The organism is Pseudoalteromonas sp. RW-H-Ap-1, from assembly GCF_048318575.1.
Lineage (GTDB): Bacteria > Pseudomonadota > Gammaproteobacteria > Enterobacterales > Alteromonadaceae > Pseudoalteromonas.
On the sequence record NZ_CP166996.1, the window covers coordinates 241,393 to 256,805 of the forward strand.

Sequence of the window (15,413 nt, forward strand, 5' to 3'; positions counted from 1 at the left end):
CTGAAAATATAAGGACTGAAAATGGTTAATTTTTCAAACTCAGCAGTTACTTTACTGATCAGCGGGCTGTTTAGTAGTGCCAGTTTTGCGGCTGAATTTAGTTTATCGAGCCCTGACTTACAGCCAGGGCAGGCAATAAAGAGTGAGCAATATTGGAATAGCTTTGGTTGTCAGGGGAGTAATGCTAGGCCACAACTTAAATGGCAAAACGCGCCTAAGAAGGCCAAAAGCTTTGCCGTGACAGTGTATGACAATGACGCACCAACTGGCAGTGGTTTTTGGCACTGGGTAGTACATGATATTCCTCTTACTAGTAACTCATTATCTTCAACGACTTTGCCCAAAGGAGCCATAGAAGGTAATACAGATATGGGGAGGCCCGGGTACTTTGGGCCATGTCCACCAGAAGGGCGCAAGCATAGCTACACCTATAAAGTGTATGCACTGGATGTAGAAAAATTAGCTGTTCCACAAGGGGCAACAAGTGCACTTACAGGGTTTTTCTTACACCAACACTCTTTGCAAACAGCCGAGATCACAGTAACGGCAGGACCGCGTTAATTAGCTTAGGAGATAAAAATGAAGGCTTTACCGTTACTCATTCTTTTAATGACACTGTGCAGCAGTAAGCTACTAAATGCAGCCCCACTACCTGAGAAATCAGGTTATTGGCCTGATGATGCACAATTAGTGATTTCTATTTCAATGCAATTTGAAGCAACAGCGCAAGATAGCTCTGATGCAGGGCCGTTTCCTCAAATAGAGCAGGGTTATCACGATACGATTTCGCCTACTTGGTATCAGTATGGGATGAATGAAGGGATCCCACGATTACTTGATCTATGGGATAAACATAATATTAAAGTTACTTCTCATATGGTGGGTAGGGCTGTGGAATTAAATCCAGCACTTGCTAAAGAAGTGGTTTCACGAGGGCATGAAGCATCAGGTCACGGCCAAACATGGACACCACAATACTCTATGAGTGTTGAACAAGAGCGCGCTTCATATATTAAAAGTGCAGATATTATCGAAAAAGTCACAGGCATGCGGCCGGTTGGCTTTAATGCATTTTGGATGAGACACTCAAAAAATACACTTACGCTTTTGCAAGAGCTGGGGTTTATTTATCATATTGATGATCTATCGCGTGATGAGCCTTCTTTTACACCAGTAAATAGTAAGCCTTTTGTGGTTGTACCTTATACATTTCGTAATAACGACATTGTGCGTTACTCAGGAAGCACAGCTATGACGGCTCGATCGTACTTGCAAGAGTTAAAGGATGAATTTGATGTATTATACGCCGAAGGTAAGCACAAAAGACGGATGATGTCGATTAGTGCTCATGACCGTATTGCAGGCACACCAGCACGGGTAAAAGCGTTAGATGATTTTATCCAATATGCAAAACAGCATGCAGGTGTTAAGTTTATGCGAAAAGATAACATAGCCCGTTGGATAATGAAGCAAAATAATGTACCAACTAATCCGGCTCAAACGGTTAGATAAAGAAAATATCTATGAGGCAGCTTTTTAATATTATAAGTGTGCCTCATGTTATTTCTAGTGATGAAGGGATTAAGTTTTGTCGTAAATTTTAAACTTCAACGGAATTAGAATAGCTTGTTACATTTTTATCATTCACTTTAAACGAGTATCTCTTAAAATGGGTACTTGAATAGTCTATGACACTTTAGGAAATAGCATGTTTAGCCGTTGTATGTTTATTTTATTTCTACTATCTCTATCAGGATGCTCTTCTTTGTCTCAGGATGAATGTATACAGGCCAATTGGACAAATCTAGGTTTTAGTCATGGTGAGCAAGGGTATACATTTGAACATGGCAGAGAAATCATATCTGCTTGTAGTGAATTTGGCATCATTGCAAAATTAGATGATTATCAAGCTGGTTACAAACAGGGGCTCGCAGCCTTTTGTGAACCTGAAAATGGCTTTACTCTCGGTTTACGAGGTGATGCGTATAACGGGGTTTGTAATGACACACAGTTTAGAAAAGCATGGCAAGAGGGTAATGAGCGTTATCAATTTGAAGCAAGAAAAGCCGAGATAGATGATCGACTCAATGAGATTAATTGGCGGTTGCAATCTATTAGTAATGAATTAGCGAGTGATAAATCGTCAAGTAGCCAAAATAAAGAGTTACGCCGAGAGCGAGAGCAGTTGGAGAGAGAGCGTCGTGATTTAAGAAAAGAAAAAGCACTTCTGCCATTACTCAACAAGCTTCCTTCATGGCATTTTGAGTATGAACTATAATTTATATTGTATTCTTTTAAGGTGATTAATATGAAAGTAATATCAATTTTAATAACATTTCTGATCCTCAGTGGGTGTGCGTCAAACGAAATGGCAGACGGTTATGGAGATGAGGTATTTGCAGAGCATGAGTGCTTAGGTGGTGAAGTTGAAACAGACTATAGCTACACAATTTTTAGCTCTGACGAAGATGAAAGCAATAAGAGTACGGTGAAATCGACTTGTCATCCAGTGAAAACGCAGTCTGAACTTGAACGAGATATAAGAACGGGTGGTTGATAGAACAAAATAAAACCCACTTTAAAAGTGGGTTTTTATTTTAAGAATTAAAGCTCAAAGGGAGCAACACCGACAGCTTGCATTTGATAACCCACTTGGGCTATTTCGCCAGACCAAGTTTGCGTTTTAATAACGCCCGTTACAACAATCGCATCATATAAGCTATCGATAGGCACACCGCCTTTAATAGTTACATGAACCAGCTGGTTTGGCGGTGGGGGTGGCACATGAATACAGGCACCAAAGTAAGGGACTAATAAAAACTCGGTAATAAGTTCGCTGTCCCCTTCAAGTGGCACAACAAAACCAGGTAAGCTAACAGACTGCCCATCAAGCGCTTTAACAACTGGCGCGTCCAAATCAGGTTGCACCCAGTTTTGCTCACTGCCTTCGTGATTAGCTTGTGTTTGGGTATCTATTTGCACATGCCCTTGTGGGATCAAGTCTTCCCAAAAATTTCCTTCGGGGGATTTGCAATGCTAGCAAAGCTAATGAGTACTGCACTTAATAGCATTAAAGAGTGTGTAGTTACTTTAAACAACGTCATGATCATCCTAAAGTTTATATTTTTATACTCATACCGTCACTAAGAGAATAAAAGTAAGCGCGTGTAGCGGGGATCAAGCCAATAATGAATCCCGCAGCCATAATAACGCCAATCAAAGTGAGTTCATAGTCAGAGAGCATACTGATATTAATGCTCACTCCTGCTTGGCTTTGTAAGTAACCCGCGGTTGTACCCATAAGCACATAAAATAGAGTGCAGCCTAGTAAGCAACCTAAAAAGGTAGTGAGTAGTGATTCTATACTGATCAGTGAAAATAATTGCCAAGGGCGGGCACCCACAGAACGCAGTATTGCCAGTTCTCTGCGGCGTTGATTAAGGTTAGCCAGCAGTGTGGTTAACATACCGAGCAAGCTAATAATGACCACCACAAATGAAAATAGCAGTAGGATCTTTTCTATTATTGCCAGCATTTCCCAAAGCTCTTTTAGTGTGACTGTGGGCATAATCGCTAATAGAGGTTCTGGTTTAAATTGATTTATGTTACGCCTAATTTGTAGCGTATAAAGCGGTGAGTCGAAGCCCATTAAAAAGGCGGTAATTTGTTTTGGATGGCCAACTAGTGCGTGACTCGAGTGGTCATGATGATCGTCATGATCATGATGTCCGCCACCATGGATCAATTCAATTGCCGCCAGTGGTACATGCAAGGTTTTATCAACAGGGGTGCCGGTAGGCTTTAAAATACCAATAACTTTAAAGGGGTTATCATCATGATGATGAAAGCTAGTATTGCCCATACCATGAGAAATCACAATTTCATCACCAATCTTATAGGCTAGTTTACTTGCAACTTCACTTCCTATAACAACTTCATTGATGCTAGAAAAAGCCTGTCCTTGTTCAAATGCTAAGGACTGTTTTTTAGCAAATCGATAGTGCTTAAAATAATCGAGTGTGGTGCCTAAAACTGCTTGTCCTTTATGGCTATCACCAAGGCTGATAGGAATGCTCCATTTAACCCCGCGTTGTTTTGTTATGTATTGATAGCTTTGCCAGCTCACCCCATTATTAGTGTGGCCAATTCTAAACACCGAGGACAGTAGTAATTGAATATCGCCAGTACGTGCGCCAACAATTAAATCGGTACCCGAAATGGTATTACTAAAACTACTTTTGGCATCTACGCGAACGCGCTCAATACTGAGTAATAACATGACGCTAATCGCAATAGTGAGCAATGTCAGTAATACACTGGCACGTCTATTTAGCAAACTTTTATAGGCAAGTTTAAATAAAATCATACATCACCTTGTAAATTTACTAAGTCGATTGTGCGGCTAAAGAGTGGCTTTAATGTTTCATCGTGACTGACAAAAACAAGCGTGCTGTTACTTTTTTTGCTTGTTCGAATAGCAGCTTAATAAAGCTTTCACGATTTTGGGTATCAAGTGCTGAAGTAGGCTCATCGGCAATGATAAGTTCGGGACTGCCTATAAATGCGCGTGCTGCAGCAACTCGCTGTTGTTGCCCAATACTCAAAGTGGCAACATTTTGATTATGAAAGTGCGGCTCCAACCCCAGTGCGTTGAGAAGTCGGGCAGCTTCTTTGGTTAAACTCTCAGTTTGGTTGAGCACGTGTTGCTGACGCTTTTTCGAAAATTGGCATCCTAAACATACATTTTCTAATGGGGTTAAATAAGGCAATAAATTAAAATTTTGGAAAATATAGCCAATATGATCAGCTCTAAATGCATCGCGCTGTGCGTTGGTGAGCGCACTTAGGTTTTGGTTTAAAACACAAAGTTGGCCGCTAGTGGTTACATTAATACCTGCCAGCAACGCCAGTAAGGTAGATTTACCACTGCCGCTTGGCCCATGTAAAAAAACATGTTCACCTTCATCAATGGCGAGTTGCTCAATAGTGAGAGTGGGGGAGGCTGCTTTTTTATGCCATTTAAAAGATACATTCTCAAGGTTGATCATAACGGCTTACCAACTCCAATAGTTAAGTCTTTTGCGCATTTTAAATTGTCTAATAAGATTCAGCGGTTTAGCTTTGAGCTTTTCATCACTATGCAACAGTTCATTGGTTGCGCAAAGTACTCGTTGGCTTGACTTACCATCTACGTATGGGTGTAATTCTTGGCAAAAAGCTTCAATATTATCCACCAGTTCTTTTGGGTAAGTTAGTGCATAGTTTATTGCGGCTTCAACGTTATTTTTATCTGTAATATCATGTAAGTGTTTTTCAGGCGCTTTATTGCAAAACGTTACAACCGGTTTACGTTGTACTAAAAACATCAGTAGTATGGATGAAGTATCGCACAGCATTACATCAGCAGATTGCAGTAATGGAATAACATTATCTGTTTCAACAAAGGTTAGATTGTCATTACTCAACGCTTTGTATTTATCAACCCACTCTTGCTGCATCTTTGGATGAAACTGAACTAGTAGTCGCCATTTACCGCTTTCACTAAAGTGTTTTATTTGTTCATAAAGTTTAGGTGCAAGAGATAAGCGTTTTGAGAATGTAGAGCAGATCAACACCGTTGGGCGAGAGTCTTTACTTAAATAAGGATTACTTGCATGATCATTAAACAGAGGATCTAGTGTGGGCCAGCCAGTTTCTGAAACTTGGAAAAAGCCATGCTTTTTAGCAAGCTCTTGAAACCTTAAAGTCGTATTAGGTCCTTGTGTACAATATAAATCAAAACAACCTCTAATATTGAAATGGTCTTCTTTACCTTTTCTATTTAGTTTTCCAGAATTAAAACCATGAAATACAGCTACTTTTTTTCCTGGAATAAAGCTTGGAATAGTATTGCCTGGTATGAAAACAGCATCTGGTTCCCAATCTTTTATACTTTTGACTGATTCAAGGCGATGTTCAGTTGGTTTTAAAAACTTAGGGTCTACTTCATCACCCTCTAAAAACCATTTAACCTCCCCTCCTTGAGCTAATATTTCTGCTTGCAAAGGCCTTAAAATAGCATAGGAATAATTTTGAGAAATATACATTAAATACTTCTTATTCTTAGTGGCTGTTAAATAGTTCAAGCTAGCTCCTCAGGGCAAGTAATTATGCAAGTTTACCCCAATGCGCCAGTTAGATAAATATTCTGAGATGATTTGTTTTTAGCCTAAGATTGAGCTTTGTGATTGCCTAGATTATTATAGAGCGCCTAACCCCAATTCCATACTTTGCTCTTTGAGCATGCCAAACCCCGGAGATAGCATGACTAGCTATAAAGTTTTAGACGTAAACGATGACTTACCCATTCGTACTAAAGGTAAAGTACACAGTGGCAAAGTGCGTTCAGTTTATTGGTTGACCGATGCAGATAGTAAACGCTTAATAAATGAAAAAGGCTATAACGTTCCTGCCGATACTGAATTGGCCATTATGGTTATTTCAGACAGAATTTCTGCTTTTGATTGCATATGGCAAGGTGAAAATGGCCTAAATGGTGTGCCGGGCAAAGGCATTGCATTAAACTCAGTGGCTGCTCATTGGTTTAACATGTTTAATGAAGCCGGTTTGGCGGGTAATCATATTGTTGATATTCCTCACCCATACGTATGGATTGTTCGTAAAGCCAGTACAGTTAAAGTTGAAGCAATTGCTCGTCAATATATTACCGGCAGCATGTGGCGCGACTACGCCAAAGGCGAAAGACACTTTTGTGGTTTACAACTTCCAGAGGGCTTAAAAGCGAATCAAAAGCTTGAGCAAGTACTCATAACTCCTTCTACTAAAGGTATTATAGAAGGGGTTGCTGATATTCCTGCAGTTGATGATGTAAACATCACGCGTGAAAATATTACGAACAACTTAGATGTTTTCAATTTTAAATCGGCTGACGATGTCGCCAAATACGAAAAATTATTGGTAGAAGGGTTCGAGCTAATCAGTAGTGAGTTAGCTAAGCTAGGACAAATTTTTGTTGATACCAAATTTGAATTTGGTTACGTAGAAGATTTAAATGGTGCGCAGCAGCTTATTTATATTGATGAAGTAGGAACACCCGACTCATCGCGTATTTGGGATGAAGCATCTTATAAAGATGGCAAAATTGTTGAAAACTCAAAAGAAGGTTTCCGTCAGCTGTTAATTAATAACGTGCCTGAGAGTGATGTATTATTAAATAAAGACCGTATGGCTGAGCGTGAGCAGTTAGCAAAAGATTATATTTTACCTGAGTCAGTAATGCTTGAAGTGTCTGACACTTATGTGGGTATTGCTAGCAAAATTGTCGGTAAAGAGATCGTTATACCTAATGATCCGCGCCAAGAAGTGATCGCAATTTTAGATACTGGCTACGGTTTAATTAATCACTAACGAGCAGGTTAATCTTAATGATAACGCTTGTTTCAACTAGTGAAAAAGTATTTATTTTTAGTAACTGAGCTATAATTCTTGCAATTAGTGCTCGTCTCTAATTAACTTAACCTATGGTGAATATTTAGGTGTAATTATGTTAGAGCGAGCAATGCAAGTTATTGCAAAACGTCGTTATTTATTAGTACTGGGTGCATTGTTTAGTGTATCGGCGTTTGGCAATACCATTAATTTGGTTATTAAAGATCAGCATGGCCAAGTATTGCCTAATGCTGTCGTAGAAATAAATCATTTACCTTCCTCAAAAGCTACGGGCAATTTACCCACGGCGGTAATGGATCAAGTTGATAAACAGTTTTCACCGCAGCTACTGATTGTGCACCAAGGTCAGCACGTAAACTTTCCAAATAGTGATAATATTCGCCACCATGTATATTCTTTTTCAAAAGCAAAGCCTTTTCAATTAAAGCTCTATTCTGGCCAGCCAGAAGAGCCCATTAAGTTTGATAATCAAGGGGTTGTTGTTCTTGGCTGCAATATCCACGACTCTATGGTGGGCTATATTTATGTTGCTAACAGTAATCATGTGTATACCAGCAACGAGCAAGGCCAGATAAAACTACAAGTTGACTCTTTTCCTGTGCAAGCCAGTATCTGGCATTCGCTGCAAACAGCTCCTTTGGATAATAAAAAGCTGTTTGATATAGAATCAACTAACCCAGTATCAATCGCTATTAATACATCTATGCCTGCACCACGTAATACCTTTGGCAGTCAATTTAGGGAAGGTAATGGGCAATAATTTACGTAGTCGCATAACAACGTTATGTGTTGGCTTGGTGTTACTCACTACCTTACTCAGTTTGGCGAGTTTTTGGTGGTCTACGAGTAAATTTCAGGCAGAAAAAGTCCAGCAAAATATAACGGTTGCACAAAGCGTTTATAAACAATACTTAAAATCAAAAGAGAGCTTGCTATTAACTGCTGCAAAGGTGTTAACTGCTGATTTTGGTTTTAAGCAAGCAGTTGCAACTCGCGATGCAGCCACCATTAGTAGTGTGCTATACAATCATAGCCAACGCATCAATGCCGATTTAATGCTGTTGCTCGATTTATCAGGGCGGTTAGTCTCAGCTAATGTTAATGCACAAAATTTTGCAGATAACCTACAGCCCTTAATGGATGAGTTATTAAACAATTCTGAGCAATCGAGCTTTGTGGTGTTAAATAACCAGCTTTATCAAGTGATATTATTGCCCGTTAAAACTCCCAGAACTATCGCTTACAGCTTGGTCGGCTTTAAAATCACGTCTGCTGTAGCTACTGAGCTGAAAAGCTTAACCGGTATGGAAGTTAGTTTTGTTGCGCAGTTAGATGACTTTGCAGCAAGCTCGTTTGCACCTCAATCTAAAAAATTTCAACCCATAGAATACTTTGAAACTAAAATTATAGCTCGTTTTTTTGCTGAGTATTTGGCCTATGAAAATCAACAAATAGCTTTACCGTCTTTGCAATCGCATCCGGTTACCCTACTACTAAGTGCTGATTTAACTTCAAGTTATCGAGATATTGAACAGCTATTACTAACGCTAGTTACATTGGCCGTGTTAACCATGTTATTTGGTGTGATCACCAGTAGTCTGCTGGCCAATAACTTAACCACCGGGCTTACACAGTTAGCGGTTATTGCGAGGCAATTTGCCAAAGGCGACTACCGTTTTAAATTTGAAGGTAAAAAACAAAGTAGTGAAGTAGAAACGTTAGTTAGTGCGTTTAATAATATGGGTAATGATATTAATAAGCGTGAGCAGCAAATAAGTTTTCAAGCACATCACGATACCTTAACAGGGTTTTATAACCGTTCTGCTATGTTAGATTTATTAGCAAAGCAGCTCAATAAAGATAAACGCTATACGCTTGTTGCTATTGATATAAAAGGCTTAAGGCACATAAACGACAAACTTGGTCCACAAGTAGGAGATGAATGCTTAATTGCAGTGGCAAACCGTATTCGTCAATTCTCTGATGAGCTTGGTGGGTTTCATGCACGAATTGGCGGCGATGAGTTTTTAACGGTTTACCCCAGTGTGGAGGTTGACCAAGTAAAATGTGCTGTAGCCGATTTAATTGAGCAATTACAGGCACCTTATCAGATTAAAAGCTTAAAAATAAATTTGCGTTTTAACGCCGGGATTGTGCAGTACCCTGGACAAGGCGTGAAAGCAGACGATTTAATGCGACGTGTACTCATTGCTGTTGATGCGGCTACAACAAGCCAGCAAAGCTTACATTACTACCAAAATGGTGAAGATGAGGCGCATTTAGACCGTTTAATTATGCTCGATGAGCTCAAACAAGCGATTGATGATGATAACGGACAATTGTTTATGACTTATCAGCCTAAGTTGAATATTAAAAGTCAGAAAATTGATAAGGTTGAGTCACTTATTCGTTGGCAACGTGATGACGGGAGCTGGGTTTCGCCTGAAGTGTTCATTGATTTAGCCGAGCAGTCAGGATTAATTGTGGAACTAACCGCTTGGGTTGTCGATACGGTTATTGCGCAAATAGCCGATTGGTATAAAAAAGGGATTCACTTACAGGCAGCCATTAATGTATCAGCCCAAGATATTGCCCATGCGGGCTTTCATAGTTTGTTGGTCGCGACCTTAAAAAAATATCATGTAAACCCAAATTCTGTCACTATTGAGTTGACGGAGCGCGATATGATCGAAAATGAAGCTCAAGGTATCAAAGCGTTAGAGAACTTAAAAACTATTGGCGTTAAAATCTCATTAGACGATTACGGTGTCGGACAAACATCATTAGGGCGATTAAAAATGTTACCTATTGATGAGCTTAAGCTAGATAAATGCTTTATTTTAAATCTGCATGAGTCACAAAAAGATCAATACATAGTGCGCTCGTCAATCACACTTGGACACCAACTTGGGTTTTCAGTGGTGGCCGAGGGGGTAGAAACGGCAGCGTCTTTATCATTGCTTCACGAAATGCAATGCGATCATGCACAAGGTTACTACTTGAGTCGTCCTTTAAAAGCACAACAACTAGAACAATGGTTAGAGGAATATCAGGGTGTCCATTAAATTTTTACTGAGCATGACACTCTTACTTTGCAGTACGTTTACTCTAGCTGCAACGGGAAAGCTATTAGCAACACCGGGTGTATCTCAAATTGAAGGCAGTGCAGGCGGAGGGTTAGTTCCTTGGGCGCAGCTAGCAGGTTATGCCAGTGAGGACGAATGGGCTGTTAATGGCTTTTGTAGTCGTGCTGATGTAACAGATTACCGCCTAGATGCCTGTGGTGTGCAGCTTAACCTATTTAATCGTGTTGAACTGAGTTATGCCGTGCAGCGGTTTGATGTGCCTGCGCTCAATACAGAAATAGAGCAGTCAATTTCTGGGGCTAAAATTCGTTTATATGGTGATGTCGTTTACAGTAAGTGGCCCCAACTAAGCATGGGTGTACAGCATAAGTCACTAGATGATGGCACAGTTGCAAAGTTGGTTGGTGCAAAAAATACCCGTGGTACAGATGTATACCTTGCAGCCAGTAAATTACATTTGGGTGCACTTGCTGGGTACAACTGGTTTTGGAATGTGACCACCCGTTACAGTAAAGCCAATCAGTTAGGGCTTTTAGGATATGGTGGGGCTAATGAAGGTAGCCATATTTTACTAGAAGCAAGTAGTGCGGTGTTTGTAAGTCGTGAACTTGCTATTGGCATTGAGTATCGGCAAAAAGCCAATAACTTGGGGTTAGGCGAACAAGATTGGCGCGATTTATTTATAGCGTGGATGCCTAATAAACATGTCAGTGTAACGGCGGCCTATTTAGACTTAGGGCGGATTGCTGGTGTTGATAACCAAACCGGCTGGTATTTATCGGTAACGGGGTATTGGTAATGAAAATTAGCGTGTTTACTTTTTGCTGTTTAAGCTTGCTTGCAGGATGTGCTGCTCAGCCTAATAACTCTTTGTATCAGCAGCTAGGCGAACAAGCAGGGCTTGAAAAGTTAACTGACAGTTTTATTGTTCAAATAGGCAATGACAAACAGGTGTTTCATTACTTTGAACACAGTAATATTAGCCATTTTCGACAAGGATTTATTAGCCACTTATGTTCGCTGGTGGAGGGCCCTTGTGAATACAAAGGCGACTCGATGGTTGCTATTCATACGGGTATGAACATAAATGAAAAAGACTTTAACCACGTTGTCGATTTATTAATAAATGCAATGAACGAGCAAAATATCCCACATACAGTGCAAAATAAAATTTTAGCTAAAATGGCGCCAATGCGTGGCGAAATTATTAAGATTTAATACTTTATAGTCAAATGAATACATATAAAAATATGCTTGAGTATTACTCACCTGTAATCTTAGCAAGATCTGCCGTTTTATATCGTCTTTGCCTATGAATACTCGATCTATGAATTAAATTTCTGATAAATGTACTGCGGTTGGAATGGGAGCCTGCATTAGCGCTTGTTATTTCACTAATAAAGCTTCGATCTTCGGCAACAGGGTAGGGTTTTATGCCAATCATATTTAGGCCTACTTCAGTGTGAAACTGCATATCGACATCTACTGGTCTAAAAAATGGTTTTCTTTGGAGTAGCTTTTTAGCGCCGCTTAGTGAAATGATGTAGCCTTGAGTGCCATTAGGTGCCTTTTTATAGTTGCCAACTGTTAGGTTGTTTTCTAGTAACGTACTGTCAATAAATGGAAAGTTTCGATTATCAGATAGCTTGATTAAATCCCAGTTTTTTAATTTAAGCGCCGCATCAACAACATCTTTAAGTGAAGCTTCAATGAAAAGGTCATCTTCCAATACAACACTATAAGCGATATTTTCATCGACCATTTTTTGCCAAAGGCGCATATGGCTTACATAGCAACCAATTTCACCTGCAGATAGGTTGCGATTGTAACGTTTTTTATTTTTTTCGGGCAATACCACTTGAGGATTTCTTGTTCACTAAGGTTTTTGCCAATGGTCGCTTCAAAACGTTCAGCATTTAAGTGTAGACTGGTAAGTCGCTTTAGGGTTGTTTCCCAACGGTCTTCGCAGCCTTGCATATTGATAATGTAAAAAGGGATTGGCATAATTTTATTTAGAAACCTCAAAGCAGCTATTTTAGCATTATTATAATTTGTAACCAGTCTAAATTCTGTTTATAAACAGGCTGTAATAATATATAGCAATTTCATTTCCTCAAATTTGGCAAGATGATGAAAAATATAGTCAGTGCACAATGGTTACATGCGCGTTTAAAGCAAACTAACCTGGTTATCTTTGATGCAGGTATGTTGCGCCCCTCAGCTGCAGGGGAATACTCGCCCGTTGCTATGCTACCTAAAGCACAACGATTTGATATCAAAAAAGAACTCGCAGATACTTCAAACCCATTACCCAATACCTTGTGTAGTGCAGAGCAATTTACTCAGGTGATGCAAAAAGCGGGCGTGAATCACGACTCATTGGTGGTGATTTATGAAGATGCGGGGTTATTCAGTGCAGCTAGAGCCTGGTGGATGTTTAAAGCCATGGGGTTTAATAACGTTAAAGTGCTCAGTGGCGGTTTAGCCAAGTGGCTTGAACTAGAGCTTGCGGTTGAGTCAAACTATACACAAGCATCACTAAAAGGTGACTTTATTGCTCAATACCAGCCTGGTTACTTTATTGATAAAAAACAGGTGCTAAGTGCTACTAAGGATGCCAATACGGTCATTTTAGATGCGCGTGCTTATGAGCGTTTTACTGGTAAAAATAAAGAGCCAAGAGCGGATATGCGCAGCGGCCATATTATTAATAGCTACTCGCTACCTTTAGCTAGTTTATTAGAAAATGGCGAGGCAAAATCACTCGACTTTCTACAGGCAAAGTTTAGTGAATTAGTCGGTAATGCAACCCAGTTACAATTTAGCTGTGGTTCGGGTGTTACTGCCTGTGCGCTTGCGCTGTTCGCCGATGAATGCGGATATCATAATTTAAGTGTTTACGACGGCTCGTGGAGTGAGTGGGGCGCTGATAGCTCACTGCCTATTGCAACGGGAGAGTAGATTAATTGTAAGGACAATTTTTACACCCGTTTTTGCAGCAAGTACCCCGCTTTAAAAAATACCACTTACTAAACACCATGTAACTATTTTGCATGGTGTAATCTAACCCTTCAATTAAATTATCATGGCTTCTAAATTGTTTAGCAAAAGCGATTTGAGCTTTGATTGGTTGGGTGTATATAGTCTCTAAATAGCTATTTATTTTAGCAAGAGTACATGAGCGGCATAAGCAGCTGGTTGCTGTATCATCGAGTGGTAAAATAGCGGGTAACTGATAGCACCAACATGCGGTTATATCATTAACATTACAGTTAAGCGTTGTATTACATTGGCTGCAGTTTATCTGGGTCATTTTAAGTCTTATTAACAGTAGAGCAGCAAGAATAACAAACATTATGAATATACAAAAAGCATTGGCTGAATTTATTACTTTTGGGGAGCATAGAGATAGCGCCATTAGTGTGATTGTTTCAACCGCAGCAAACAATCAAACTTACCTGTACACACTCACAAAGCCTGTACTAATTAATGTACTTACGCGTTGTTTAAATAAAGAAATTGATATTGATGATTTACAGCTGTGGGCAAATGTCATTGAGTCGCGAGATGACATAAATTGCGCTAAGCATGAAGGCGTTATTTACGCGCTAAGTAATAGCGAGCAAATGGGCGAATTGACTCATCAAAAGCTCGCACAGTTGTTAAAGCTGTTACAACAGTAGCAGGTGGTTATCAGAAAATATTAAAGGTTTTAAGCAACAGTTTTCGGATGTTAGTAACCACCATTGGGCTAGCCTCTAGCTGACACCTGAAACCTAAAACCTGTTCTTAAAGCTTACTTATGATAGCTCAAGCAAGTTTCTACTTCGTCTTTAGAGCCTAAAATAACCGCAACACGCTGATGGATGGCATCAGGCTGAATATCCATAATACGCTCAGTACCTGTTGAAGCAATACCACCGGCTTGCTCTACTAACATCGCCATTGGGTTTGCTTCATAAAGTAAACGCAGCTTATTAGGCTTATTAGGGTCTTTAGTATCAGTTGGGTAAGTAAATAAACCACCACGGCTAAGTACACGGTGTACATCCCCAACCATTGCAGCAATCCAGCGCATATTGAAGTTTTGAGCGCGAGGGCCTGTATCTCCGGCAAGTAAATCATTAATGTAGTTTTGCATTGCCGGCTGCCAGTGGCGCTGGTTAGAGGCGTTAATTGCAAATTCATTAGTTTTAGCAGGAATAGCGGCAAAATCTTGAGTAAGTAAAAAGCTACCTTGGGTTTTATCTAAGGTGAACATGCGTGTACCTTTACCCGTTGTTAGCGCAAGCATAGTTGATGGGCCATACAGCACGTAACCTGCAGCCACTTGTTGATGCCCAGGTTGCATAAAAATCTTTTCATCAGCAGCATCTGAACCCACAGGCGCTTTCATAATAGAAAAAATAGTACCTACTAGCGAGTTAATATCGGTGTTCGACGAGCCATCAAGTGGGTCAAAAGCCACAATAAATTCAGCATCTGGGTTACCGGCAACAGTATAATCTTCTTCTTCAGAGGCAATCGCTTTAACCGTCCCCGACTCCAGCAATATATCTTTTAATAACTGATTAGATAATACATCGAGTTTCTTTTGTGTTTCGCCTTGAATGTTTTCATCGAGGGTTGAGCCTAATACGCCCGATAATTCACCTTGACCGACGCGAAATGAAATTTCTTTACATGCCGCTAAAATAGTACGAATTAACGACAAAAGTTCTCTTGAACAGCCATCTTCTAGTAATACTGGTGGGAGTCTACGCATTCTTTTTTCCTGATAACGTGTTAAAACTAATCATAATGTGAGAGAGATTAGTTTAGAGCGCTGAAATTCGTCTTAAATAACTGTATTGTATAAATAACCCCCTATAATGGGGT

General features: G+C 39.9%; 16 protein-coding genes and 2 pseudogenes. 11 read left to right on the plus strand and 7 right to left on the minus strand.

Annotated features, from left to right (window positions below):
• The first annotated feature begins 21 nt into the window (after positions 1-21).
• From AB8618_RS01045 to AB8618_RS01060, 4 genes are all read left to right on the plus strand, one after another.
• Positions 22-561, plus strand: coding sequence for a YbhB/YbcL family Raf kinase inhibitor-like protein (locus tag AB8618_RS01045; protein ID WP_409424496.1), 540 nt, complete (start codon positions 22-24; stop codon positions 559-561).
• A 48-nt stretch (positions 562-609) separates the two neighbouring features.
• Positions 610-1,512, plus strand: coding sequence for a polysaccharide deacetylase family protein (locus tag AB8618_RS01050; RefSeq protein WP_409425536.1), 903 nt, complete (start codon positions 610-612; stop codon positions 1,510-1,512).
• A gap of 196 nt (positions 1,513-1,708) precedes the next feature.
• Positions 1,709-2,278 (plus strand): DUF2799 domain-containing protein, encoded by a 570-nt coding sequence (locus AB8618_RS01055; protein WP_409424497.1) that lies wholly within the window; start codon positions 1,709-1,711, stop codon positions 2,276-2,278.
• A 30-nt stretch (positions 2,279-2,308) separates the two neighbouring features.
• Positions 2,309-2,557, plus strand: a complete 249-nt coding sequence (locus AB8618_RS01060; protein WP_409424498.1) for a hypothetical protein — start codon at positions 2,309-2,311, stop codon at positions 2,555-2,557.
• 47 nt (positions 2,558-2,604) lie between these two features.
• On the opposite strand, the pseudogene AB8618_RS01065 reads toward AB8618_RS01060, so the two are convergent.
• From AB8618_RS01065 to AB8618_RS01080, 4 genes and pseudogenes are all read right to left on the minus strand, one after another.
• A pseudogene (locus AB8618_RS01065) lies at positions 2,605-3,104 on the minus strand (DUF3299 domain-containing protein).
• A gap of 14 nt (positions 3,105-3,118) precedes the next feature.
• Positions 3,119-4,366 (minus strand): ABC transporter permease, encoded by a 1,248-nt coding sequence (locus AB8618_RS01070; RefSeq protein WP_413401166.1) that lies wholly within the window; start codon positions 4,364-4,366, stop codon positions 3,119-3,121.
• Positions 4,363-5,048 (minus strand): annotated as a pseudogene (locus AB8618_RS01075) (ABC transporter ATP-binding protein). The gene AB8618_RS01070 and the pseudogene AB8618_RS01075 overlap by 4 nt, the downstream one beginning before the upstream one ends.
• Before the next feature lie 6 nt (positions 5,049-5,054).
• Positions 5,055-6,086 (minus strand): CDP-glycerol glycerophosphotransferase family protein, encoded by a 1,032-nt coding sequence (locus tag AB8618_RS01080; RefSeq protein WP_409425537.1) that lies wholly within the window; start codon positions 6,084-6,086, stop codon positions 5,055-5,057.
• Between the two features lie 217 nt (positions 6,087-6,303).
• On the opposite strand from AB8618_RS01080, the gene AB8618_RS01085 reads away from it, so the two are divergent.
• The 5 genes from AB8618_RS01085 (at position 6,304) to AB8618_RS01105 (ending at position 11,753) form a co-directional block, all read left to right on the plus strand.
• Entirely contained in the window at positions 6,304-7,407 is a 1,104-nt protein-coding gene (locus tag AB8618_RS01085; RefSeq protein WP_413401168.1) for a phosphoribosylaminoimidazolesuccinocarboxamide synthase, read from the plus strand.
• Between the two features lie 136 nt (positions 7,408-7,543).
• The gene (locus AB8618_RS01090) at positions 7,544-8,209 is read left to right on the plus strand and encodes a methylamine utilization protein (RefSeq protein ID WP_413401169.1); all 666 of its coding nucleotides are present in this window, start codon (positions 7,544-7,546) and stop codon (positions 8,207-8,209) included.
• The gene (locus AB8618_RS01095; protein ID WP_413401170.1) at positions 8,199-10,514 is read left to right on the plus strand and encodes an EAL domain-containing protein; all 2,316 of its coding nucleotides are present in this window, start codon (positions 8,199-8,201) and stop codon (positions 10,512-10,514) included. The genes AB8618_RS01090 and AB8618_RS01095 overlap by 11 nt, the downstream gene beginning before the upstream one ends.
• Positions 10,515-10,527: 13 nt before the next feature.
• Positions 10,528-11,334, plus strand: a complete 807-nt coding sequence (locus AB8618_RS01100) for a DUF3034 family protein (protein WP_413402912.1) — start codon at positions 10,528-10,530, stop codon at positions 11,332-11,334.
• Positions 11,334-11,753 (plus strand): group I truncated hemoglobin, encoded by a 420-nt coding sequence (locus AB8618_RS01105; protein WP_409424503.1) that lies wholly within the window; start codon positions 11,334-11,336, stop codon positions 11,751-11,753. Before AB8618_RS01100 ends, AB8618_RS01105 begins: the two co-directional genes overlap by 1 nt.
• Before the next feature lie 43 nt (positions 11,754-11,796).
• Here AB8618_RS01105 and AB8618_RS01110 read toward each other — a convergent pair whose 3' ends face one another.
• On the minus strand, positions 11,797-12,393 hold the full coding sequence (locus tag AB8618_RS01110) for a glycosyltransferase family 25 protein (protein ID WP_409424504.1): 597 nt from the start codon (positions 12,391-12,393) through the stop codon (positions 11,797-11,799).
• Positions 12,394-12,665: 272 nt separating this feature from the next.
• On the opposite strand from AB8618_RS01110, the gene AB8618_RS01115 reads away from it, so the two are divergent.
• A complete protein-coding gene (locus AB8618_RS01115) occupies positions 12,666-13,496 on the plus strand; it encodes a sulfurtransferase (RefSeq protein WP_409424505.1) in 831 nt (276 codons plus the stop codon).
• Between the two features lies 1 nt (position 13,497).
• On the opposite strand, the gene AB8618_RS01120 is transcribed toward AB8618_RS01115, so the two are convergent.
• Positions 13,498-13,848, minus strand: a complete 351-nt coding sequence (locus AB8618_RS01120; RefSeq protein WP_413401172.1) for a DUF5522 domain-containing protein — start codon at positions 13,846-13,848, stop codon at positions 13,498-13,500.
• 43 nt (positions 13,849-13,891) lie between these two features.
• Here AB8618_RS01120 and AB8618_RS01125 point away from each other — a divergent pair, with 43 nt between their 5' ends.
• Entirely contained in the window at positions 13,892-14,218 is a 327-nt protein-coding gene (locus AB8618_RS01125; RefSeq protein ID WP_413401173.1) for a hypothetical protein, read from the plus strand.
• Between the two features lie 113 nt (positions 14,219-14,331).
• On the opposite strand, the gene AB8618_RS01130 is transcribed toward AB8618_RS01125, so the two are convergent.
• The gene (locus AB8618_RS01130; RefSeq protein ID WP_413401174.1) at positions 14,332-15,300 is read right to left on the minus strand and encodes a class 1 fructose-bisphosphatase; all 969 of its coding nucleotides are present in this window, start codon (positions 15,298-15,300) and stop codon (positions 14,332-14,334) included.
• Between the last annotated feature and the right edge of the window lie 113 nt (positions 15,301-15,413).

Coding starts and splice junctions, on each gene's coding strand:
- AB8618_RS01100 (WP_413402912.1), top strand. CDS start 10,528: ATGACACTCTTACTTTGCAGTACGTTTACTCTAGCTGCAACGGGAAAG.
- AB8618_RS01090 (WP_413401169.1), top strand. CDS start 7,544: ATGTTAGAGCGAGCAATGCAAGTTATTGCAAAACGTCGTTATTTATTA.
- AB8618_RS01080 (WP_409425537.1), bottom strand. CDS start 6,086: ATGTATATTTCTCAAAATTATTCCTATGCTATTTTAAGGCCTTTGCAA.
- AB8618_RS01095 (WP_413401170.1), top strand. CDS start 8,199: ATGGGCAATAATTTACGTAGTCGCATAACAACGTTATGTGTTGGCTTG.
- AB8618_RS01105 (WP_409424503.1), top strand. CDS start 11,334: ATGAAAATTAGCGTGTTTACTTTTTGCTGTTTAAGCTTGCTTGCAGGA.
- AB8618_RS01055 (WP_409424497.1), top strand. CDS start 1,709: ATGTTTAGCCGTTGTATGTTTATTTTATTTCTACTATCTCTATCAGGA.
- AB8618_RS01130 (WP_413401174.1), bottom strand. CDS start 15,300: ATGCGTAGACTCCCACCAGTATTACTAGAAGATGGCTGTTCAAGAGAA.
- AB8618_RS01085 (WP_413401168.1), top strand. CDS start 6,304: ATGACTAGCTATAAAGTTTTAGACGTAAACGATGACTTACCCATTCGT.
- AB8618_RS01120 (WP_413401172.1), bottom strand. CDS start 13,848: ATGACCCAGATAAACTGCAGCCAATGTAATACAACGCTTAACTGTAAT.
- AB8618_RS01125 (WP_413401173.1), top strand. CDS start 13,892: ATGAATATACAAAAAGCATTGGCTGAATTTATTACTTTTGGGGAGCAT.
- AB8618_RS01045 (WP_409424496.1), top strand. CDS start 22: ATGGTTAATTTTTCAAACTCAGCAGTTACTTTACTGATCAGCGGGCTG.
- AB8618_RS01050 (WP_409425536.1), top strand. CDS start 610: ATGACACTGTGCAGCAGTAAGCTACTAAATGCAGCCCCACTACCTGAG.
- AB8618_RS01070 (WP_413401166.1), bottom strand. CDS start 4,366: ATGATTTTATTTAAACTTGCCTATAAAAGTTTGCTAAATAGACGTGCC.
- AB8618_RS01115 (WP_409424505.1), top strand. CDS start 12,666: ATGAAAAATATAGTCAGTGCACAATGGTTACATGCGCGTTTAAAGCAA.
- AB8618_RS01060 (WP_409424498.1), top strand. CDS start 2,309: ATGAAAGTAATATCAATTTTAATAACATTTCTGATCCTCAGTGGGTGT.